General features: G+C 67.3%; 17 protein-coding genes. 8 read left to right on the top strand and 9 right to left on the bottom strand.

Annotated features, from left to right (window positions below):
• Window positions 1-35: 35 nt before the first annotated feature.
• Window positions 36-680 carry a TetR/AcrR family transcriptional regulator gene (locus tag ACH49N_RS13690; RefSeq protein WP_109331755.1) on the bottom strand — a complete coding sequence of 215 codons (645 nt, stop codon included), beginning with the start codon at window positions 678-680 and terminating at the stop codon, window positions 36-38.
• A 101-nt stretch (window positions 681-781) separates the two neighbouring features.
• Between ACH49N_RS13690 and ACH49N_RS13685 the strand changes: the two genes are divergently transcribed.
• Together ACH49N_RS13685 and ACH49N_RS13680 are read left to right on the top strand one after the other, a co-directional pair.
• Window positions 782-2,098 carry a D-arabinono-1,4-lactone oxidase gene (locus ACH49N_RS13685; protein ID WP_317767930.1) on the top strand — a complete coding sequence of 439 codons (1,317 nt, stop codon included), beginning with the start codon at window positions 782-784 and terminating at the stop codon, window positions 2,096-2,098.
• A gap of 10 nt (window positions 2,099-2,108) precedes the next feature.
• Window positions 2,109-3,473: an amidase family protein gene (locus ACH49N_RS13680; protein WP_159925479.1), complete on the top strand. Its 1,365-nt coding sequence runs from the start codon at window positions 2,109-2,111 to the stop codon at window positions 3,471-3,473.
• Window positions 3,474-3,476: 3 nt separating this feature from the next.
• On the opposite strand, the gene ACH49N_RS13675 is transcribed toward ACH49N_RS13680, so the two are convergent.
• The 5 genes from ACH49N_RS13675 to ACH49N_RS13655 all read right to left on the bottom strand — a co-directional run bounded on the left by ACH49N_RS13675 (window position 3,477) and on the right by ACH49N_RS13655 (window position 8,690).
• The gene (locus ACH49N_RS13675) at window positions 3,477-4,442 is read right to left on the bottom strand and encodes an adenosine deaminase (RefSeq protein ID WP_109331763.1); all 966 of its coding nucleotides are present in this window, start codon (window positions 4,440-4,442) and stop codon (window positions 3,477-3,479) included.
• A gap of 26 nt (window positions 4,443-4,468) precedes the next feature.
• A complete protein-coding gene (locus ACH49N_RS13670; RefSeq protein ID WP_159925478.1) occupies window positions 4,469-5,659 on the bottom strand; it encodes a class I adenylate-forming enzyme family protein in 1,191 nt (396 codons plus the stop codon).
• A 78-nt stretch (window positions 5,660-5,737) separates the two neighbouring features.
• Window positions 5,738-6,544, bottom strand: a complete 807-nt coding sequence (locus ACH49N_RS13665; RefSeq protein WP_159925477.1) for an enoyl-CoA hydratase/isomerase family protein — start codon at window positions 6,542-6,544, stop codon at window positions 5,738-5,740.
• A gap of 26 nt (window positions 6,545-6,570) precedes the next feature.
• Entirely contained in the window at window positions 6,571-8,085 is a 1,515-nt protein-coding gene (locus ACH49N_RS13660; protein ID WP_159925476.1) for an MFS transporter, read from the bottom strand.
• A gap of 2 nt (window positions 8,086-8,087) precedes the next feature.
• A complete protein-coding gene (locus ACH49N_RS13655) occupies window positions 8,088-8,690 on the bottom strand; it encodes a PadR family transcriptional regulator (RefSeq protein ID WP_159925475.1) in 603 nt (200 codons plus the stop codon).
• Window positions 8,691-8,770: 80 nt separating this feature from the next.
• Here ACH49N_RS13655 and ACH49N_RS13650 point away from each other — a divergent pair, with 80 nt between their 5' ends.
• Both ACH49N_RS13650 and ACH49N_RS13645 read left to right on the top strand, forming a co-directional pair.
• On the top strand, window positions 8,771-9,475 hold the full coding sequence (locus ACH49N_RS13650) for a GNAT family N-acetyltransferase (RefSeq protein WP_236603285.1): 705 nt from the start codon (window positions 8,771-8,773) through the stop codon (window positions 9,473-9,475).
• A gap of 31 nt (window positions 9,476-9,506) precedes the next feature.
• Complete coding sequence (locus ACH49N_RS13645) at window positions 9,507-10,541, top strand: glutathione S-transferase family protein (protein WP_250768709.1); 1,035 nt, start codon at window positions 9,507-9,509, stop codon at window positions 10,539-10,541.
• A gap of 14 nt (window positions 10,542-10,555) precedes the next feature.
• Here ACH49N_RS13645 and ACH49N_RS13640 read toward each other — a convergent pair whose 3' ends face one another.
• Both ACH49N_RS13640 and ACH49N_RS13635 read right to left on the bottom strand, forming a co-directional pair.
• Window positions 10,556-10,951, bottom strand: a complete 396-nt coding sequence (locus tag ACH49N_RS13640) for a VOC family protein (RefSeq protein WP_159925474.1) — start codon at window positions 10,949-10,951, stop codon at window positions 10,556-10,558.
• A gap of 4 nt (window positions 10,952-10,955) precedes the next feature.
• Window positions 10,956-11,819 carry a helix-turn-helix domain-containing protein gene (locus ACH49N_RS13635; RefSeq protein WP_159925473.1) on the bottom strand — a complete coding sequence of 288 codons (864 nt, stop codon included), beginning with the start codon at window positions 11,817-11,819 and terminating at the stop codon, window positions 10,956-10,958.
• Between the two features lie 100 nt (window positions 11,820-11,919).
• On the opposite strand from ACH49N_RS13635, the gene ACH49N_RS13630 reads away from it, so the two are divergent.
• Window positions 11,920-12,606 (top strand): hypothetical protein, encoded by a 687-nt coding sequence (locus ACH49N_RS13630; protein WP_159925472.1) that lies wholly within the window; start codon window positions 11,920-11,922, stop codon window positions 12,604-12,606.
• A 15-nt stretch (window positions 12,607-12,621) separates the two neighbouring features.
• On the opposite strand, the gene ACH49N_RS13625 is transcribed toward ACH49N_RS13630, so the two are convergent.
• On the bottom strand, window positions 12,622-14,004 hold the full coding sequence (locus tag ACH49N_RS13625) for a glutamate decarboxylase (RefSeq protein ID WP_250768706.1): 1,383 nt from the start codon (window positions 14,002-14,004) through the stop codon (window positions 12,622-12,624).
• Window positions 14,005-14,134: 130 nt separating this feature from the next.
• On the opposite strand from ACH49N_RS13625, the gene ACH49N_RS13620 reads away from it, so the two are divergent.
• The 3 genes from ACH49N_RS13620 to ACH49N_RS13610 are packed head-to-tail and all read left to right on the top strand — an operon-like array spanning window position 14,135 to window position 19,955.
• Window positions 14,135-15,232: an ABC transporter ATP-binding protein gene (locus ACH49N_RS13620; protein ID WP_159925471.1), complete on the top strand. Its 1,098-nt coding sequence runs from the start codon at window positions 14,135-14,137 to the stop codon at window positions 15,230-15,232.
• A complete protein-coding gene (locus tag ACH49N_RS13615) occupies window positions 15,229-16,008 on the top strand; it encodes an ABC transporter permease (protein WP_159925469.1) in 780 nt (259 codons plus the stop codon). Before ACH49N_RS13620 ends, ACH49N_RS13615 begins: the two co-directional genes overlap by 4 nt.
• Complete coding sequence (locus ACH49N_RS13610; protein WP_374433234.1) at window positions 15,975-19,955, top strand: ABC transporter ATP-binding protein; 3,981 nt, start codon at window positions 15,975-15,977, stop codon at window positions 19,953-19,955. The genes ACH49N_RS13615 and ACH49N_RS13610 overlap by 34 nt, the downstream gene beginning before the upstream one ends.
• The last annotated feature ends 43 nt before the right edge of the window (window positions 19,956-19,998 follow it).

The raw sequence follows: 19,998 nt of genomic DNA, 5'->3' as shown, positions 1-19,998 counted from the left end.
TGTCCAGATCGTCTCGGTCGGTCGAGTACTCAGGATCAGGAGTGCTCGACGGCCTTCGACGCAATAATGTGCACCAGGTCGTCGAGCGCCGCGATCATGGCCTCGCTGTCGCGGTCGACGAGCCACCGCAGCACCAACCCGTCCAGCATGGCCAGGCCGAAACGCGCGATGGACTCGACGGGAGTGCTCCAGCCGACGTCGGAAATCCGCGCACACTCCGCGAGGAACTCGATGGCCTCATGGTCCATGGTGCGGTATTGCCGCCCGGCGATGTCGCCCGCCCGTTCACTACCGGAGGCGCGATGCCGCAGCGCCTGGGCGGTGATCTCGTAGGTGAGTAGCTGCCGGTCCGGGGTGGCCTCGATAATCGGCCACATCCCGCTGATCCCGATATGGAGAAGTTCACGCAATCCCGCGGCCCCCCGCAGGTCCGGCGCGTGCCGCACCTGACCGAAAGCCAGCCTCATCGATTCGCTGAGTTGCAATATCAGGCTCTCCCCCATCGCGGCGAGCAACTCTTCCTTGCTCTCGAAGCAGTAATGCACCACCCCGAGCGACACGCCGGCCTCCTCGGCTACGGCTCGAACAGTGACCGAAGCGACGCCACGTTGCTCCGCGATGGAGAGGGCCGATTCGACGAGTTGAGCGCGACGTTCGTCCGCGGGGAGCCTGTTCAGCATTCTCCGATCGTAGGACCTGAGCCGGTACCGGCACGGAACAACACGGGGTTGCGCGGAAGCCGTCATTTGCCTGGACGAGCGTCCAGGTTCATGATGAGCCCATGGGACAGGACACGTGGCACAACTGGGCGGGCACCGAAACGGCAAGCCCGTACCGTTATGCGACGCCCCGTTCCGTCGACGAGCTGAGCGCCCTCGTATCCGAGGCCGCGGAGCGAGGGCTGCGTGTGAAGGCGGTGGGAGCTGCGCATTCGTTCACCGGGGTCGCAGTCACGGACGGGATTCTCGTCAGCCTAGACAATCTGAGCGGAATCGATTCCGTGACGCTCGACGACCGTGCAGGCGCTCTCGTCACCGTATTCGCGGGCACCCGGTTGCACGAGCTGAACGAACAACTCTGGCACCGCGGATTGGCCATGATCAATCTCGGCGACATCGATGTGCAATCGGTGGCGGGCGCCCTTTCGACCGGCACCCACGGCACCGGAGCGCGTTTCGGTGGCCTCGCCACTCAGATCCGCGCATTGCAGGTGGTGCTGGCCGACGGTTCGATCGTCGAATGCTCGCCGGCCGAAAATCCCGACTTGTTCGAGGCTGCGCGTCTGGGCCTCGGCGCTGTGGGAATCATCTCCAAGGTCACGCTGCAGTGCGTCGCGCACTTCGTGATGCACGCCGTGGAGGCGCCCGGGTCATTGGACTCGACGCTCGATCGACTCGACCACGACCGCACCGGGGTGGACCATTTCGAGTTCTACTGGTTTCCCCACACTCGGCGGGTGCTCACCAAGCGCAATACCCGGCTGCCCGGCGACACCCCGATCTCGCCCCTTCACCCGCTCCGCGCCTACGTCGACGACGAGGTGCTCACCAATGTCGTCTTCGAGGGCCTCAATCGGGTGGCTACCCTTGCGCCGTCGGCGATCCCGAAGATCAATAAGCTCTCCTGCCGCGTTCTGGGCACACGCGAGTACACGGATCGGAGTTATCGCGTCTTCGCCTCGCAGCGGCGGGTGAAGTTCCGCGAGATGGAGTACGCGGTACCCGTCGAGGCACTCCCGGATGTCCTCGTCGCCATCGATTCGTGGGTCGAGAACTCCGGTTTCACGGTGGCGTTCCCCGTGGAGGTGCGGTTTGCCGCCGCGGACGATGTGTGGTTGTCGACGGCGAACGGCCGGAACACCGCATACATCGCGGTCCATCAGTACTACCGCCGCGACCACGAGCCCTACTTCGCGGCGGTCGAAGCCATTGCCCGCAATGTGGACGGCCGTCCGCATTGGGGAAAGATGCACGGCCGCACGGCCGACGACCTGCGCACCACCTACCCCGACTTCGACAGGTTCGTCTCCGCACGCGACAAGTACGATTCCGCGCGAATGTTCGGCAACGCGTACCTGCAGCAGGTCCTCGGTCGCTAACGTGGTCTAGGTGCCCCCCAGTCGATCTTTCGATCGTCGCGCATTTCTCCGCGTTGCCGGAATCTCCGGAGCGGCAGCGCTCGGCGTCACCGTGCTCGGCGCCTGCGGTGAACGACTTCACGACCCGGAAGTCCCCCCGTTGCCCGACGGCAGCCTGTTCGACCCGAACGCCGGTACCTCCGAGTTCGTGCCCACCGACAAGGCGACGTGGCGTCTGCAGGGCGCTCCGCTCGTCGCACCGACCGGTGACGGAGCGCTTGCCGGACTACGGGTTGCCGTCACCGATCTGTATGCCGTGGCCGGCAGGCAGATCGGGGCAGGCAGTGGGCGGTGGCTGGCCGGGGCGCCCGTCGAAACCACCACCGCCATAGCCGTGGCACGTCTTCTCGAGCACGGCGCCGAGGTCGTGGGTATTGCTCAGACCGACGACCTCGGTTACGGCCATTCGGGTGTCAATCAGCAGTTCGGGACACCGCCGAATCCACGGGCGGAGGACCGCCTACCGGGCGGAGCAACGTCGGGTGCGGCGAGCGCGGTCGCTCAGGGCGAGGCCGACATCGGACTCGGAATCGACACCACCGGGTCCGTCCGCATCCCCGCGTCGTATCAGGGCCTGTACGGGTTCTCTCCGTCGCGCAGTGCCGTGTCCAGTGAAGGCCTCGTTCCCCTCTGCCCGACCTTCGACACTCCGGCGTGGGTGTGCAGCGACATCGACACTCTCGCAGCCGTGTCGGGCGTGCTGCTTCCGCTCACAGCGGAGCGCCCCTTCGCCACAGCGCTGAGTTCGGACGGAATCAATGCCGTCGCCGACGCCGGGGTCCTCGCTGCGGTGCGGCGCGCACTCACCGCCTGGGAGAAGAGCAGCCTGCCGCGACTCGTGCGCACCGACACGGACATCGGCCGGCTACCCGACTGGTACGACGCCGTCAGCGACGTGCAGGGGTACGAGGCGTGGCGGCTGCACGGCGAGTGGATCGGGCAGGCGATCACCTCGCTCAGTGACGAACCGCGCCGCAATTTCGCCGCCGCAGGGCGGACCTGGGACTCGACGTACGCCCGTCAGATGAGAGTGCTGGCCGAGGCATCCGACACGATCACCCGTTTCATCGGAAACAGCCTGCTGGTGCTGCCTGCGACCTCCTCGGCTGCGCCGCCGAGGCAGAACGACCCGAGCGGCGAACGCTTCCGCAACATCATGCGCACCACCGGAATGCTCACCTCGCTGGCGACCATCTCCGGCCTTCCCAGTGCAACGGTGCCCCTACGCACGGACGACGGAATCCCGGTCGGGCTCTGCGTGGTGGGCCCTTTCGGGCGCGATCGCGACGTGCTGGCGGCCGTCACCAGTGTCGGCGACGCCGGGCTGACCGACTGAACCTCAGCGCCGGAGAAGTTCCGCCTTGCGTGCCTCGGTCGCGAACGAGGCCTTGATGGAGTTGCGCGCCAACGTGTCTTGTTCGGCGTCCGTGAGTCCGAGCTGATCGCGCAGCTGGGCGAAATTGTCGTCGACGTATCCACCGAAATAGGCGGGATCGTCGGAGTTCACGGTGACCACCAGTCCGGCGTCGAGCATGGTCCGCAGGGGATGCTCGGCGAGCGAGTCGACAACGCACAAGCGCACGTTGGACAGCGGGCACACGGTGAGGGGAATCTCCTCGTCCACCAGTCGTTCGACGAGCGCCGGGTCCTCGAGGGCTCGCACGCCGTGGTCGATGCGCTCGGCACCGAGGAGGTCGAGCGCCTGCCAGATGTACTCCGGCGGACCCTCTTCTCCGGCGTGCGCCACCACGTGCAGTCCTTCCGCGCGGGCGCGGGCGAAGACGTCCTCGAACAGTGACGGCGGATTGCCCCTCTCCGCCGAATCGAGTCCCAGCCCGATGATCGGAGACTGCAACCGGAGAATCTCCGAGAACATCTCTTCTGCTTCGCTAACCGGACGGTCACGCAGAATTGCAGCGATAGCCGCACTGCTGAGCCCGAACTCCCGCTCGCTGCCTGCGACAGCGTCCATGATTCCGTCGAGAACTTCGGTCAGCGGCACACCACGATTGATGTGCGCCTGCGGATTGAAGAAGAACTCGACGTGCGCCACACCGGCCGCCGATGCCCGGGCGAAGTAGGCGCGGGTCAGATCGGCGAAATCCTGGGCGGTCCGCAGAACCTGCATGTTGGCGAAGTAGAGATCGAGGAACGACTGCAGGTCGGTGAATTCGTACCGCGAACGCAGATCGTCCAGGTCTGCGTACGGCAGTGGCACCGCGTTGCGTTCGGCGAGCCCGAAGATCAATTCGGGTTCGAGCGACCCCTCGATGTGCATGTGCAACTCGGCGACGGGGAGGTTCACGGGAATGGTGCCTGCTTTCTCGGCGCCTAGGCGGCGACGTCGCGTTCGACGATACGGACGAACCCGTCGCCGTCGATACTCGCGGTGTCGCCGGTGTGAAACCAGCCACCCGTGAAGCTCCGTGCGGTGGCCTCCGGGCGGTTCCAGTAGCCACGTGTCACACCCGGTCCCCGACAGCACAATTCACCGAATCCGTGCTGCGCTTCCGGGCCGAACAGCGCCACCTCCATTCCACCGAACGCGATTCCCACACTTCCGGCGTGGGTCAATGCGCATTCGTCGGGAAGGGCCAGTCCGGCGCCGCACGTTTCGGTCATCCCCCACCCCAGGAAGTGCTTGGCGGCCGGGAATGTTCTGCGCAGGAACTGGGCCTGCTCGACGGACAGGCCGGCGCCACTGTAGTCGATCCACCGCACTGCCCGACGACCGAAGTTGGTCACCGGCGACTCCTCGACCGCACGCAGGAGGGTGGCCGGCGCCGCGGTCAGAACGTCGGCGCCCGTTCCACGCCACGACGCGGAATCCGTGCTCGTCGTCAACAGGGCGGTGCCGCCGACCACGAGTGTCGACAATAATTCGACGAGCGATCCGACGGTGTGCAGTTCGGGGTCGACCAGCAGATTACGCAGTCCCTCCGAGCTGAACCGCCGCGCGTGGATCACCGATTCGAGGGTGGACAGGACGTTCTCGTTGCTCAGTTCGACACCCTTGGGCGAGCCGTCACCGGTGTACGACAGCAGCACCAGTTCCTCGGGACCGGCGCCGTCGTCGATGAACGAGATTCCGTCGGGAAGCTCCCCGTCGAGGACCATCACCGACTCGCTGTCGGCGAGGACCGTGTCGGTGGCGGACTGGTCCAGTTCCGGACCCACCCCGACCGGTACCCCGCCTGCGAGGAGGACGCCGAGGAAGGCTTCGACCCAGCGCACTCCCACCGGTTGCCGGACGGCCACCCGGTCGCCGATCTCGACTCCCCTCGTCTTCAGGCCGCCGGCCACCCGGGCAGCCGACGTCCACAACTGCGAGAAGGTGAGCGTCCGGCCACCGTCCTCCTCGACCGCCACCCTGCCTGCGTAACGGTGCACGGCGATGTCGAGCAGTTCGGTGAGTGACGGCGTGAGACCGCCGTACCGGAGGAGGCCGTCGCGTCCGCGGGCCATCCGGTCGTCGTGGAAGAAGGCGGAACTGCACGGGTACTCGACGAGGGACGACGGCATGTGGACCTCCGCTGACTGACCGGAACGCTGCCCCGACTATATGACGCCGGTCACAATCATGTGCACAGTCGGGCGACCCTAGCGGCCTCGGTACGAGGCCTTGCCCGGCCCGTCGGTAAGAAAACTGCGGACCGCACCCGACAGGTCTTCGGTCTCGAAGAGCGCGCCGGACACTTCCGGTGTGATCGAGTCGGCGTGCGCCACTCCACCGGATCGCCACGCTGAGATGATCTGTTTCGTCGCATCGTGGGCGCGGGTCGGTCCGTCCGCGAGGCGCGTGGTCAGTGCCCGGGCCTCGGTGTCGACGTCGTCGTAGACCGCGTTCACCACACCCCAACCCTGCAGTGTCGCGGCGTCGTACAGATCTCCGGTCATCACCAGTTCGCGGGCACGGCCGGAACCGGCACGCTCGGCCAGTCGCTGAGGTCCCCCCATCGACGGAGTCAGACCCACCACGGTCTCGACCAGACCGAACTTCGCCTTCGGTGCGGCCAGAATGATGTCGCAGGCGAGGGCGATCTCGAATGCCGCGGTCAGGGTCAGTCCATGGGCGGCGTAGACCACCGGGCACGGCAGTGCCTCGATCGGATGGCAGATGTCCGCGAACAGCTGCTGCCACAAATCCGCAGCTTGCTCGGCGCTGAGCCCGTCGAAGAGATGGACGTCGACGCCCGCCGACACCACTTTGCCCTCCGCACGCAGCAGCACGGCACGCGGGGGGTCTTCGGTGAGAGTCGCGACATCGGCCTGGACGGCGTCGAACATGGCCTGGTCGAAGAGGTTCAGCGGGCCGTGGGCGAACGTGAGGGTCGCGAACTCGGCACCCGCATCGGTGCGGACGCGTTCGAGTCGGGTGGGGTGCGATGCGACAGCGGGATCGGTCATGCCGCCACACTGCCACACCGGCAACGTCAGTCCTGGAGCGACGATTCGCTGCTCGTCTCGACGTCGACAGTGTCGGCGGAATCCTTCTCCCGCAGCGGGCGGGCGAAGCAGACGGAGGCAACGAAGCCGACCAGCAGAATCGCGGCGGGTAGCCACACCGATTGGGACATGGCCGTGGCGAACGGGTCTTTCATGACCTCGGGCAGCTCGCCGACACCGGCGTCCTGGCTCCCGCCTGCCATTCCCTGCGCGGACAGCCGCGCAGTAATGAGCGCGCCGATAGCGGCGCTACCGAGCACGGCCCCGACCTGGCGGGTGGTGTTGTACACGCCGGCCCCTGCGCCCGCCTGATGCGGCGGCAGGTTGTGGGTGGCGGTGGCAGCGAGCGGGGACCAGATACACGAATTGGCCACGCCGATCAGACCGATGGGGAGCAGCAGCTGCCAGATGGCGACACCGGGCGACATGACCATCGCCAGCCAGCCCAGCGCGATCGCGAACAGCAGGAAGCCCGTCCCGGCGATGTACCGCGGGTGCGTGCGGTCCACCAGCCTCCCGACGAACGGGGCGAACACACCGGTGAAGACGGCCATCGGCACCAGCAACAAGGCCGACTCCGTAGGCGACAGGCCGCGCACGCCTTGCGTGTAGAACATCAGTGGCAGAACCATGGCCGTGACCGCGAACCCCATCGCGGTGATCCCGACGTTGGCGAGGGCGAAGTTGCGATCCCGGAACAAGCTCAACGGCAGCAACGGTTCGTTGCGATTCCACGACTGATACCAGACGAAGATCCCGATGAGGACCACCCCGGCGCCGATCGACAGCCACACGATTCTCGACCAGTCGTACGAACTGCCCTCCTGGATGCCGAACACAAGCAGGAACATGCCCGACGCACTGAGCACGACACCCGGGATGTCGAACTTGTGCGCGTGGGTTTCGAGCGCGGGAACGAGCCGCCATGCGAGCACGAACGCGATCACGCCGACCGGCACGTTGACGATGAAGATCCATTCCCAGCCCAGGTTGTCCACCAGCACACCGCCGGCGAGAGGACCGACCAAAGTCGCGACGCCCGCCACCGCACCCCACAGGCCCATCGCTGTGCCGCGCCGGTCGGGCGGGAAGGTACGGGTGATGACGGCCATCGTCTGCGGTGTCATCAGCGCGGCACCGAGTCCCTGGAACACCCGGGCGACGATCAGCATCGTGACGGTTCCGGACAGGCCGCACCACAGCGATGCACCGGTGAACAGCACGAGCCCGATCAGGTAGACGTTCTTGGGTCCGAATCGGTCACCGAGCCGGCCGGTGACGAGGAGGGGAACCGCGTACGCCAGCAGGTAGGCGCTGGTGACCCACACCACGCTGGTGATGTCGGTACGCAGGTCCGTCAGGATCGCCGGGTTGGCCACCGCCACGATGGTGCTGTCGACGAGGATCATGAAGAACCCGATGACCAGCGCCCACAGGGCGGGCCAGGGGTTGCCCTGTTCGGGCGGGGCGGCGGCAAGTCGTGCGGTGCGCTCGGTATCCATCGTCAATCCTTTGCTGAACCGGAATGGTCCGGGCGTGCGAATGTCAGGCCTTCGAGGAATTCCAGCCAGGACAGCGTCCCGGAGTCGATATCGCTCACGAGCGCGCGGAGCCAGTCGCGTTCCGCGCGGGCGACAGTGAGCAGATATTCGTTTCCCAGGCTGAAGATGCGCGGCGGTGCCTCGTTGCCGTCGGCGGAGGCCACGAGTTCGTCGATCTCCTGGTCGAGGCGGCCCAGACGCTCGCGTAGCAGGTTTACTACCGCACCCGACTCGAGGTTGTGTGCCTCCGCGAGCGCGAGCGGGAACTGCGGGTACTCCCGGGCGGGGGCGGCGAGCATGTCGCTCACCCGGCGGCCGAGGGCGTCCCGCCCGGAGTCCGTGATCTCGTACATTGTGCGCTCGGGCCGGTTGCCCGCCCTATCGGTGCCCGTGGTGCGCACCAGGCGTTCGGCCTCGAGCCTGTTGACCGTGTGGTAGAGCGATCCCGGCCTGATCTTCACCAGGCGTCCGCGACGGGTGTCGGCGAGTTGGTACATCTCGTACGGGTGCATCGTTCGCTCGTTGAGTAAACCGAGAATGGTGACGGCGAGCGGCGTCAGCACCATCTGCATCGCCTTCCGCCGTCGAATACTCCACACGGAATATACCGGACCGGCCACACGGGATCAGCGGTTACCGTTGCTGCGTGGATCCGCATCATCTCGACATCGTTCGACTCGCCTGGTCGCGTGAACTCGGACTCCCCGACGACGCGCTCACGGACAGGCCCGGCCGGGCCACCCGTGCCGATCCCGAGGCGGACACCCTCCGTTTCCTCGACCTGCGGGGCACCTCGGCCATGGTGGGTCCCGACTGGATACTCCGGCGCGCGGAACGACTTTCGGACCGGGACCTGACCGAACCCGCAACTCTGCTCGGCCTCGTCCAGGATCGTTCGGGCCGCTGCTCCGGACCGCTCACACTCTGGTTCACCAGCGACTATCAGGAACCGGCGACCGGGCGACCGCCTGTGGTGTCGGACGACCGCGAGCACGTGCGGGAACTGGAGACCGCCTGCCCACCGGACGACGTGACCGAAGCCCACCTGAGCACTCGAGACCGGTGGTTCACGATCCTGGACGACGCGCAGCAGCCGGTCAGTTCCGCCGGGTACAGCGAATTCCAGGGATTCGTCGCCGATGTCGCCGTCCTGACCGCTCCCCTCTTCCGGTGCCGGGGGCTCGGCACCCAGGCCGCCGGAATCGCCACCGACGATGCGCTCGACAGCGGACTGATCGCCCAGTTCCGTGCACCGCGCGATGCCCCGGCCTCCTGTCGGCTCGCTGCCCGCTCGGGTTACCGCGAACTCGGAACATACATCGAGGTCACCGTCTCCCGAAGTACGCTGTGAGACACCATCGACGGACGAGGACGGGTCGATCATGACCGAGCAGAAACAGGACGAATCGGGTTCGGCCGGCTATGTCGAACCCGGTTCCGAGTTCACTCGGGACACTCACTACATCGCCACGCGGATCACCGCTGACGGACGAGACGGGTACCCGGTCGAGCCGGGCCGCTATCGACTCGTGGCCGCGCGAGCGTGTCCGTGGGCGAATAGGGCGATCATCGTGCGGCGGCTGCTCGGACTCGAGGACGTGTTGTCGATGGGCCTGTGCGGCCCGACCCACGACGAGCGGAGCTGGACCTTCGACCTGGACCCGGGTGAGGTCGACCCCGTGCTGAAGATCCCGCGCCTGCAGGACGCCTACTTCGCGCGTTTCCCGGACTACGAGCGCGGAATCACCGTTCCCGCGATCGTCGACGTGCCCACCGGGCAGGTGGTCACCAACGACTATCCGCACATCACCCTCGATCTGTCCACCGAGTGGACGAAATACCACCGCGAGGGAGCGCCCGAGCTGTACCCGGAGGAGCTTCGCGACGAAATCGACGAGGTGGCCGAGTTCGTCTTCCGTGATGTCAACAACGGCGTGTACCGCTGTGGTTTCGCCGGCTCACAAAGCGCCTACGATTCCGCATACGACCGCCTGTTCGCGCGCCTCGACTGGCTCGAGGAGCGGCTGACCACCCGCCGGTACCTCGTCGGCGACACCATCACCGAGGCGGACGTGCGGTTGTTCACCACATTGGCCCGCTTCGATTCCGTTTACCACGGGCATTTCAAGTGCAATCGCAACAAGCTCAGTGAGATGCCTGCCTTGTGGGGCTACGCGCGTGACCTGTTCCAAACCCCGGGATTCGGAGACACCATCGACTTCGTTCAGATCAAGCAGCACTACTACATGGTGCACACCGACATCAACCCCACCGGAATCGTCCCGAAAGGCCCGGACCTGTCGGGCTGGTTGCAGCCGCACGGACGTGAGGAGCTCGGTGGCAGGCCGTTCGGGACCGGCACACCGCCGCCCCCGCCGCGGACCGGGGAGGAAGTGCCCGCGGGCCACGGCGCCTGAGCGGGTGGGGCCGTCTACGCGCCGGTGTAGGTGCCGAAGCTCCAGAACACGCCCTCGGGGTCACGGCAGGTGAATCCGCGCGATCCGTAGTCTTCGTCCCGCAGTCCGCGAACGATCGTGGCCCCGGCAGCGACCGCGCGCTGGTGGAGCGCGTCGGGGTCGTCTACGACGAGGTACACCGAGCCCGTCCCTGGCGGCAGGTCGCTGATGACCGAGTCCTCACTGGGCGAGCCGAGCATGATGCCGCCGCCCTTCGGCCAGCCGAGTTCGGCGTGCTCCACCCGGTCGCCCTCGCCGTACACCGCCTTCTCGACGAATCCGAAGGTGTCGACGAGGAAGCGGATCGCGGCGCGCGCGTCGCGGTAGACGAGGGTGGGCCATACACACGTAATTTGCGTCGAAGTAGTCATGTCGTCACTCTGCGCCGTCGTCGTGGTCGGAGTCTTGGACAAATGAGAACGGTTCGTTCTCGCGCCACCGCGACGGTGCGACACCCGCGAGGTCACGCCAGTCGCGGGCCATGTGAGCCTGGTCGTAATAGCCGCATCGTGCGGAGACCTCGGCGAGCGTGGCGCAGTGGGCCCGCTTCAGCATCCGGTGCGAGCGGTGAAAGCGCGACAACCGCGCCACATCTTTGGGCGTGACGCCGTACTCCGCAACGAATCGGTTCACCAGATGCCTTCTGCTCCAACCTATGTCGCGAGCGACCGCGTTCACTCGCACTGCCCCTTCACCGGCGAGCAACGTCCAGGCCTGCACGAGATGGGGGTCGATCTCCGCGTCGGCGATGCGCCGCCCGAGTACCTCGTCGAGAATGCGGAACCTCTCCTCCCACACCGATTCGAGGGACAGCCGTTCGACCAGTTCCGTCGCATCGGCACCGAGGAGGTCGTCGAGTCCGACCACCCAGGCACCGAGGGCCGACGCGGGCACGCCCAGCAGAGCCCGCGCACCGAGGGGACTCAACGCCAGCTGGATCCCGTGCTGATTGCCGTCGTGCCGAATCGTCACCGGGGCCGTCGCGATGCCACTGGCAAGCGTGTCGTAGAAGCCGGGCGCCTGCTCCGGCGCGGCCTGCTCGGCGATCTCGAGCGGCGCATCGAGCGAGACGACGACGGTGAGCGACGGCGAGGGCAGACCGAGGTGAAGTCCGGGCTCGAATCCCGTCAGGCGATAGCCTTCGTACCCCGACACCAGGGCGCGCAGCGGCGGGGCCGGTCGACGGCGTGCACCGTCGGACACGCCCCGAACCGGAGAAACGCTGCCCGCGACAGTCACGACAACAGCGTAAGCACCGCCACCGCCGTCGGCCACCGTCTTTTTCCCACCTACAGTCGTATCCGGCACACTCGAAGTACACGGCGAGACGGGAGCCCCGATGGCTGACAATGGTGGACGGATCGAGAAGGCCCTGGTCTCGGTTCTGGACAACGGGAGCAGACTGCAGGCACCCGCTGTGGCCAAGTACGTCGAGTGGGTCCGGCGTTCACATCCCGACGAATCGCCCGCCCAGATCGTCGAGCGCATGGAAAAGATGTTCCTGCTGGCAGTGACGGGTAGCGGCAGCGCAGTGGGCGCCGCGGCCGCGGTTCCCGGTGTCGGGACGGTGGCATCGATTGCGGCCGTCGGCGCCGAGTCCGCGTTCTTCCTCGAATCAGCGGCGTTGCTGACGCTCGCCGTGGCATCGGTGCACGGCATCTCCGCCACCGATCATCAACAGCGCCGGGCGCTCGTCCTGGCCGTCGCACTCGGTGAATCGGGCATGGAGATCGTCCAGAAGGCGACGGGCGTGACCGCGAAGAACTGGGGGACGGCCATCACCAGCCGCATCCCGGGCCCCACGATGAGAGGCATGAACAGCCGCCTGCTGCGCAAGTTCGTCACCAAGTACGCGGCCCGGCGCAGTGCGCTGATTCTCGGCAAACTCGTGCCTGCCGGGATCGGCGCAGCGATCGGCGGCGCCGGAAACCGGGCCATCGGCAAGGGCGTCGTGAAGAATGCGCGCGAAGCTTTCGGTCCCGCACCTGCCCGCTGGCCGGATCAGCTGAGAGTCATCGAGGCCTGACCGGTTTCGCGCAGATCAGTGCGCGAAGTGCTGCGCCGCCGAATGTCCGCCGCCCTTCTCGCGTAGTTCCGCGCAGACTTCCTCGATCGCCTCGGAGACCAGCGATCCCAGGTCTGCGCTGAACCCCTCGCGGACGACGATGCGCAGCACCGCCACCTCTTCTGCGTCTGCAGGCATCGTGTAGGCAGGCACTTGCCAACCCCGCGCCCGGAGTTCGTGCGACACGTCGAAGACCGTGAATCCGGGGTCCCCGACGAGCTCGAAGGCGATCACCGGGATGTCACTTCCGTCGCTGATCAACGTGAAGTGCTCGATTTCGGCGATGCGCTTACCCACACGGACAGCGGTGTCGCGCAACGTCTCCATGATCGCCCGGTACCCGGATCGGCCGAGGCGCAGGAAGTTGTAGTACTGCCCCACCACCTGATTGCCGGGACGCGAGAAGTTCAGCGTGAACGTCGGCATATCGCCGCCGAGGTAGTTGACCCGGAACACCAGCCCCTCGGGCAGATACTCACCGGCGCGCCACACGACGAACCCGATACCCGGATACGTCAGCCCGTACTTGTGGCCGCTGACATTGATCGAGACGACTCGTGGGACCCGGAAGTCCCACAACAGTTCCGGTTGGAGGAACGGGATCACGAAACCCCCGCTGGCCGCGTCGACATGAATCGGGACGTCGGGACCCCCCGACGCCGCCAGCTGCTCGAGTGTGTCGGCGATCTCGGCCACCGGTTCGAGCTCACCCGTGTAGGTAGTGCCGATGATCGCCACCACCCCGATGGTGTTCTCGTCGACCGCACCCCGTACCTGCTCCGGCGTGATGATGTACCGGCCCTTCTCCATCGGCAGGTAGACCGGCTCGACGTCGAAGTACCGGCAGAACTTCTCCCACACCACCTGAACATTGCTGCCCAGAACGAGATTCGGCCGGGTGGCGTCCTTGCCTGCCTCTTGACGCTGCGCGCGCCATCGCCACTTCAGTGCGAGACCGGCGAGCATCACCGCCTCGCTGGACCCGATCGTGGAGACACCCGTAGCGCTGGCCGGGTCGGTGGTGGAGAGATCCGGCGCGTGAAAGAGATCAGCAACCATCGACACGCACCGGGACTCGATCGCGGCCGTCGCCGGATACTCGTCCTTGTCGATCATGTTCTTGTCGAACGTCTCCGCCATCAGCTTGTCGGCCTCGGGATCCATCCACGTGGTCACGAACGTAGCGAGGTTCAGCCGCGAGCTACCGTCGAGCATCAGCTCGTCGTGAATGAAGCGGTAGGCCGCCTGCGGATCGGTTTCCTCGTCCGGCAACCGCAGCGCCGGGAACGGTTCCACCGACATTCGCCCCGTGTACGCCGGCGCCAGAACATCTCGGTGATGGTGGTGGTGCTTGCTCATGTATGCCCCCAATCGACTTCATACAGGATGCGCTGCGCCGAAGAGCCCTGTACGCCAGTTGGTGAATATCGGGACGGCTGCCCAGTAGGGTCGAGTCGATTCCACACGATCGTGTTCAGGGGAGGACGGCTTGACCACTGCAATGCCGGCAAGTGTCGCGGCGCCGATCGAGGTGTCCGGGCTGTCGAAGAGCTTCAAGAACGTCACCGCCGTCTCCGACCTCAGTTTCTCCGTTCCGCACGGTTCGATCACCGGTTTTCTCGGCCCCAACGGCTCGGGTAAGACGACGACGCTGCGGATGATCCTCGGACTCGTCCGGCCCAGCGCCGGAACCTCCGCAGTCGAGGGCGTCCCGATTCGGGCGCTGCGAGATCCTGCCCGCACGGTCGGCGCCGTGCTCGACTCACAGAGCCTGCACCCTGCGCGCACCGCGCTCGATCACTTGAAGGTGTACGCCTCGGCCATCGGGGTGCCGGACGCGCGGGCCCGACAGGTACTCGCGCTGGTCGGGCTCGAAGACGTGGCGGGGCGTAAGGCCGGCGGATTCTCCCTGGGCATGCGACAGCGCCTTTCGCTCGCGACCGCCCTGCTGGGCGATCCACGCATCCTGGTCCTCGACGAACCGGCCAACGGACTCGATCCCGAGGGGATCGCGTGGCTGCGGGAGTTCCTGAAAGGCTTCGCCGCCTCCGGGCGGACCGTCCTCGTCTCGAGCCACATCCTCCGGGAGGTCGAGCAGACGGTCGACACACTGGTCATCGTCAGTCGGGGTGCACTCGTCTATCAGGGAAGGATGGAGGACCTGCGGAAGTCGCAGCAGAGCCGCCTACTGGTCGCCTCCTCGAGTCCGGCTGCGCTGGCGACTGCTCTGGCCGCGCGAGGCATCGTCGATGCCCGGTCCCTGGCCGACGGCCGTCTCGCCGTGACGGGTGCGGCACTCGACGTCGTGCAGTCGGTGGCCGCCGGAGCCGGAGTGACGATCTTCGGCGCCGTGGCCGAGCACATCGACCTCGAGCAGCTCTTCCTGTCGATGACGACCGGCCAGTACGTTGCCGGTGCGAGCGCGGCTGCGCCCTCCGGATACGGCCCGCCCCCGGCCTACCCGCAGCAGCCCCACTACCCCGGCCACCCGGGTGCCGGCCCTCCTCCGGGGTACGGCCCGCCGGCTGGGTATCCGCCCGCGTATGCCCCGCACCCGCAGGGGCCGATGTCCGGAGGTCCGCGATGACCGCACTGCTCACCGCGGAATTCCGCAAGGTCACCACGTTGCGGTTCTGGTGGATGCTCGGGCTGACCCCGCTGGTCGTCGGGATGTTCTCGAGCGCCATCTCCCTGCCGGTGTTACGCGCCTTCACCGACGCGTTCGAAGCCGATCCGGCCGACGCCAACCTCGCTGCCACAGTGTTCGGGCTGGCCGTCGCCCTATCGCTCGTCGTGCTCTTCGCCGCCCTCTTCGGAGCAGTGAATGCCGGTACCGAGTTCCGCTACAAGACACTGACCACCACTTTCCTCACCGCACGTGGCCGAGACGGGGTGATCGGCGCGAAACTGGCCGTCACTGCCGCGTTCGGATTCTTCTACTGCCTCGTCGTCGAGATGGTCAGCGTCGCCCTGCTGCTGACGTTCGGCGGGGAGAACTTCGCACTGCGAGGTTCCCTCTTCGCGATGTTGGCCGCTGCCTTGGTTGCTGCCGCATGCTGGGCGCTGATCGGTGGCGGGATGTCGATGCTGACCGGCTCCTCCGTCGGCAGCTGCATCTCACTCGTCGTGTGGTACACCCTCGGCGAGATGATCCTGCGCTCGATTCTCAGCGGCATCGGCATCGGCGCAGTGGGCGACGTCCTCCCCGTGTCGGCCACCCTGGGATCCGTCGCCAACGCGGCCGCGGGCAACGACATCGACTGGTTGCCGTTGTGGCCCGCCGCACCGATCTCGGTGGTGGTGTGGACGGCACTCTTCGCCCTCGCCGGATGGGCCCTGACCCGCAGTCGCGACATCACCTGAGGAACGCCGCGACTGCGGTGTCGGACCGCAGCGCTAACGTGGACACAGTGGCTAACGTGGACACAGCGGCAGGTGAGAGCACATCCGGCTCAGTGATCGAGCGGGAGCAGAGGCGCGTACGCGACACGGTACGGCCCGGCTGGATACGCCGGCTCAGCGCCGAGTGCTGGGCACATCGCCGCGCGACCGTCGGGGCACTGACCGTGACCGTCGTCGCGGCCGGCATCGACATCTCGTTCCCGCTGCTCACCAAGTACGCGCTCGACGCCGCCGGTACGGACCGCGCCACCGAGGTCATCGGCATTGCAGCGCTCCTGATCGCGCTCCTCGCCTGTGTGCGCTTCGCGTGCCAGTACGGCCGGCGGATGCTGGCGGGCAAGCTGTCGCTCGACGTCCAGCACGACCTCAGGCTGGGTCTGCTCGGTGCCCTGCAACGCCTCGACGGACGAGGTCAGGACCAGATTCGCACCGGCCAGGTGGTGTCGCGGTCCATCACCGATCTGCAACTGGTGCAGGGACTCCTCGCGATGGTCCCGTTGTCGGCGGGCGCGTTGCTGCAATTCGTCCTCGCCCTCGGCATCATGGTGTGGCTTTCCCCGCTGCTGACAGTGGTCGCGCTGGTGATCGTCCCGCTCGTCTGTCTCGTCGTCTACGCGATGCGCCCGACGCTCTTCGCCGCCACGTGGTCCGCCCAGCAGCGGGCGGCCGACCTCGCGCAACACGTCGAGGAGACGGTCACCGGGGTGCGCGTCGTGAAGGGCTTCGGGCAGGAACGGCGGGCCGTCGATCAGCTCGAACACCACAGTCGGGCGCTGTATGCGGAACGCCTGCGGGCCGCCCGCATCAACTCCCGCTTCACGCCCACCATGGCCGCACTCCCCCAGCTGGGGCTCGTCGGTGTGATCGCGGTCGGCGGCTACCTGGCCCTGCACGGGTCCATCACGATCGGCACCTTCCTCGCCTTCGCCACCTACGTCACGACGATGACGGCGGTGACCCGCACCCTGTCGTCCGTGGTGATCATGGCGCAACTGTCCCGGGCGGCCGTGGAACGGGTGTACGAGGTGATCGACACCGAACCGGAGGTCGCGGATCCACCACACCCCACCCCGCTGCCGGGCGGACCGCTCGGCGTCGATCTGCGGTCGGTCACCTTCGGGTTCGAGCCGGGCCGCGACACCCTGCGTGGGCTCGACCTACAGATCGCCCCCGGTGAGACGGTCGCGGTGGTGGGAATGGCGGGTTCCGGGAAGACGGCGCTGTCGCTGCTGCTTCCCCGGTTCTACGCGCCCTCCTCGGGCACCGTTGCGCTGACATCCGGCGAGGACGTGTTCGACGTCGCCCAGCTCAGCGCCGAGCACCTTCGTGAAGCCGTCAGCCTCGTCTTCGACGAACCGTTCCTCTTCTCCGACACCATCGCCGCCAACATCGCACTCGGCAGGCCCGATGCCAGCGCCGAGGAAATCCGGGAAGCGGCGACGATGGCGGCGGCCGACGAATTCGTCTCCGCCCTCCCCGACGGCTACGACACCGTGGTCGGGGAACGCGGTCTCACACTGTCGGGGGGACAGCGCCAGCGGATCGCCCTGGCCCGCGCGCTGCTCACCGATCCGCGGGTCCTGATTCTCGACGATGCGACGTCCGCCGTGGATGCGACCACCGAGGCGTCCATCTTCGAGTCGCTCCGGGCAGGCCGCGGCCGCACCGCGCTCGTCCTCGCGCACCGACGTTCCACCCTGTCCCTCGCCGATCGGGTGGCCGTGCTCGACGGCGGAACGATCATCGACAGCGGCACGGTGGCCGAACTCGACGAACGGTGCGCCCTGTTCCGGGCACTGTTCGCGTCCCCGGAGGAGGAAAACGGTTCGGAAGCAGGCCCGCGCGCGGCCGATCCGATGTCGACCCAGCGCATCCCCTCCGCAGCGGAACTGTGGCCCGAGAGCCCCCGAGAGGTGCCGGACGCCACTCTCGCCGCCACCACGGCCGGGCGGACCCCGGCGCCCGCCACCGGACCCGGCGGCGGAGGTCGCGGCGGCGGTGGACCGATGGCCGGCGCCCTCGGAAACATCGCTGCCACCCCCGAATTGCAAGCCGCAGTCGACGCTCTGCCTCCCGCGCTCGAGAGTCCGGGCCTCGACACCCGCACCTTGCGGCTACCCGAGCCGAACTTCCACCTGTCGCGCATCCTGCGACCGGTCCGCGGCCTACTGTTCGCCGTGGTCGCCTGCCTCGCGCTCGATTCCCTCGCCGGGATCGCCTTCCCCTCCATCGTGCGATTCGCCATCGACAACGGGGTGCTCCCGCAGGACTCGGCGACGCTGTGGACCGCCACCGCGGTCGGAATCGCCCTGGTCGCCGCCGACTGGCTGGTGGTCGCGGCCATGACGGTGCTCACCGCCCGCGCAGGTGAACGCGTGCTCTTCGGACTCCGGGTGCGGAGCTACGCGCACCTGCAGCGGCTCGGCCTCGACTACTACGAGCGGGAGCTTTCGGGCCGGATCATGACCCGCATGACCACCGACGTCGACGCGTTGTCGTCGTTCATCCAGACCGGGATGTCCACCGCGGTGGTCAGTGTGCTCACCGTCGTGGGGATCTCGGTCGCACTCGTCGTCACCGACCTCACTCTCGCCGTCGTCGCCCTCGCCGTCATCCCGCCCCTCGTGCTCGCGACGCTGATCTTTCGCCGGATCTCTTCGGTGGCCTACACGGTGTCCCGGGAACGGATTTCCCTCGTCAACGCCGAGTTCCAGGAAAACATCGCGGGCTTGCGCGCCGCGCAGGCCTACCGCCGCGAAGAGTTCGCCGCCCGCAGGTTCGCCGAACGCGCCGACAGTTACCGCCGCAGCCGCATGCGGTCCCAGCGCGCGATCTCGCTGTACTTCCCGTTCATCGCGTTCCTCTCGGATCTGGCGCTTGCCGCTGTCGTGTTCGTCGGTGCCCGGCAGGTCGCGGGCGGCGAGACGTCGTCGGGAACGCTCGTCGCCTTCGTGCTGTACCTCGGCCTGCTGTTCGGGCCCATCCAGCAGCTGTCGCAGGTGTTCGACGGTTACCAGCAGGCCAGTGTCGGCCTGCTCCGGATCGGCGATCTGCTCCGCACTCCGAGCTCCATCGAGCGCGCCGCCGGCGACCATCGGACTCGGATCGACGGGCACCTGAGAGGCGAGGTGCGTCTGCGTGACGTCGGCTTCCGTTATTCCGGCGCGGAGAGTGACGCGCTGACCGACATCGACCTCCACATTCCGGCGGGCGCCACGGTGGCGCTGGTCGGCAAGACCGGCGCGGGCAAATCCACCATCGTGAAACTGCTCGCCCGCTTCTACGACCCGACGTCCGGCTCCGTACTCGTCGACGACGTCGACCTGCGTCACTATTCGCTCGGTGAGTACCGCGGGCGACTGGGCGTGGTCCCGCAGGAGGCGCATCTGTTCACCGGCACGGTCGCGACCAACATTGCGTACGGCAGGCCCGACGCGAGCCGCGAGGAGATCGAGAATGCCGCCCGCGCGGTCGGAGCGCTCGGCACGATCGGCCGGCTGCGGGGTGGGATGCGTCACCCCATCGGCGAGCGGGGGCAGGGGTTGTCGGCGGGTCAGCGCCAGTTGATCGCGCTTGCTCGCGCCGAACTGGTCGACCCCGACCTCCTGCTCCTGGACGAGGCCACCGCCACCCTCGATCCGGCCACAGAGCAGCTGGTTCTCGAGGCCGGCAGCCGCGTGACCCGGCGCCGGACGTCGGTCGTGGTAGCCCACCGACTGGCCACCGCAGCGCGCGCCGACGTGATCCTCGTCATCGACGGAGGCCGGATCGTGGAGACCGGATCGCACGCCACCCTGCGCTCGGCAGGTGGCCACTATGCGGGACTGTGGGATGCGGCGGAGAGCGGTGCAGGGAATAATCGCGGGGCGAGAACCGTCATCGATGGTGACCCCATCCGATGGCCGTGAGACAGCTCACACGTGCAGGCCTGGCGATTCGCACGTCACACGC

Origin of the sequence: Rhodococcus sp. NPDC019647 (genome assembly GCF_044389235.1) — a bacterium.
In the GTDB taxonomy this organism is placed as follows: Bacteria; Actinomycetota; Actinomycetes; order Mycobacteriales; family Mycobacteriaceae; genus Rhodococcus_F; species Rhodococcus_F oxybenzonivorans.
Note: the sequence above shows the minus strand (reverse complement) of the source record. Positions and strands in the feature narration are given on the sequence as shown.

Coding starts and splice junctions, on each gene's coding strand:
- ACH49N_RS13690 (WP_109331755.1), bottom strand. CDS start 680: ATGCTGAACAGGCTCCCCGCGGACGAACGTCGCGCTCAACTCGTCGAA.
- ACH49N_RS13685 (WP_317767930.1), top strand. CDS start 782: ATGGGACAGGACACGTGGCACAACTGGGCGGGCACCGAAACGGCAAGC.
- ACH49N_RS13670 (WP_159925478.1), bottom strand. CDS start 5,659: ATGCCGTCGTCCCTCGTCGAGTACCCGTGCAGTTCCGCCTTCTTCCAC.
- ACH49N_RS13665 (WP_159925477.1), bottom strand. CDS start 6,544: ATGACCGATCCCGCTGTCGCATCGCACCCCACCCGACTCGAACGCGTC.
- ACH49N_RS13660 (WP_159925476.1), bottom strand. CDS start 8,085: ATGGATACCGAGCGCACCGCACGACTTGCCGCCGCCCCGCCCGAACAG.
- ACH49N_RS13655 (WP_159925475.1), bottom strand. CDS start 8,690: ATGGTGCTGACGCCGCTCGCCGTCACCATTCTCGGTTTACTCAACGAG.
- ACH49N_RS13645 (WP_250768709.1), top strand. CDS start 9,507: ATGACCGAGCAGAAACAGGACGAATCGGGTTCGGCCGGCTATGTCGAA.
- ACH49N_RS13640 (WP_159925474.1), bottom strand. CDS start 10,951: ATGACTACTTCGACGCAAATTACGTGTGTATGGCCCACCCTCGTCTAC.
- ACH49N_RS13630 (WP_159925472.1), top strand. CDS start 11,920: ATGGCTGACAATGGTGGACGGATCGAGAAGGCCCTGGTCTCGGTTCTG.
- ACH49N_RS13625 (WP_250768706.1), bottom strand. CDS start 14,004: ATGAGCAAGCACCACCACCATCACCGAGATGTTCTGGCGCCGGCGTAC.
- ACH49N_RS13615 (WP_159925469.1), top strand. CDS start 15,229: ATGACCGCACTGCTCACCGCGGAATTCCGCAAGGTCACCACGTTGCGG.
- ACH49N_RS13610 (WP_374433234.1), top strand. CDS start 15,975: ATGGGCCCTGACCCGCAGTCGCGACATCACCTGAGGAACGCCGCGACT.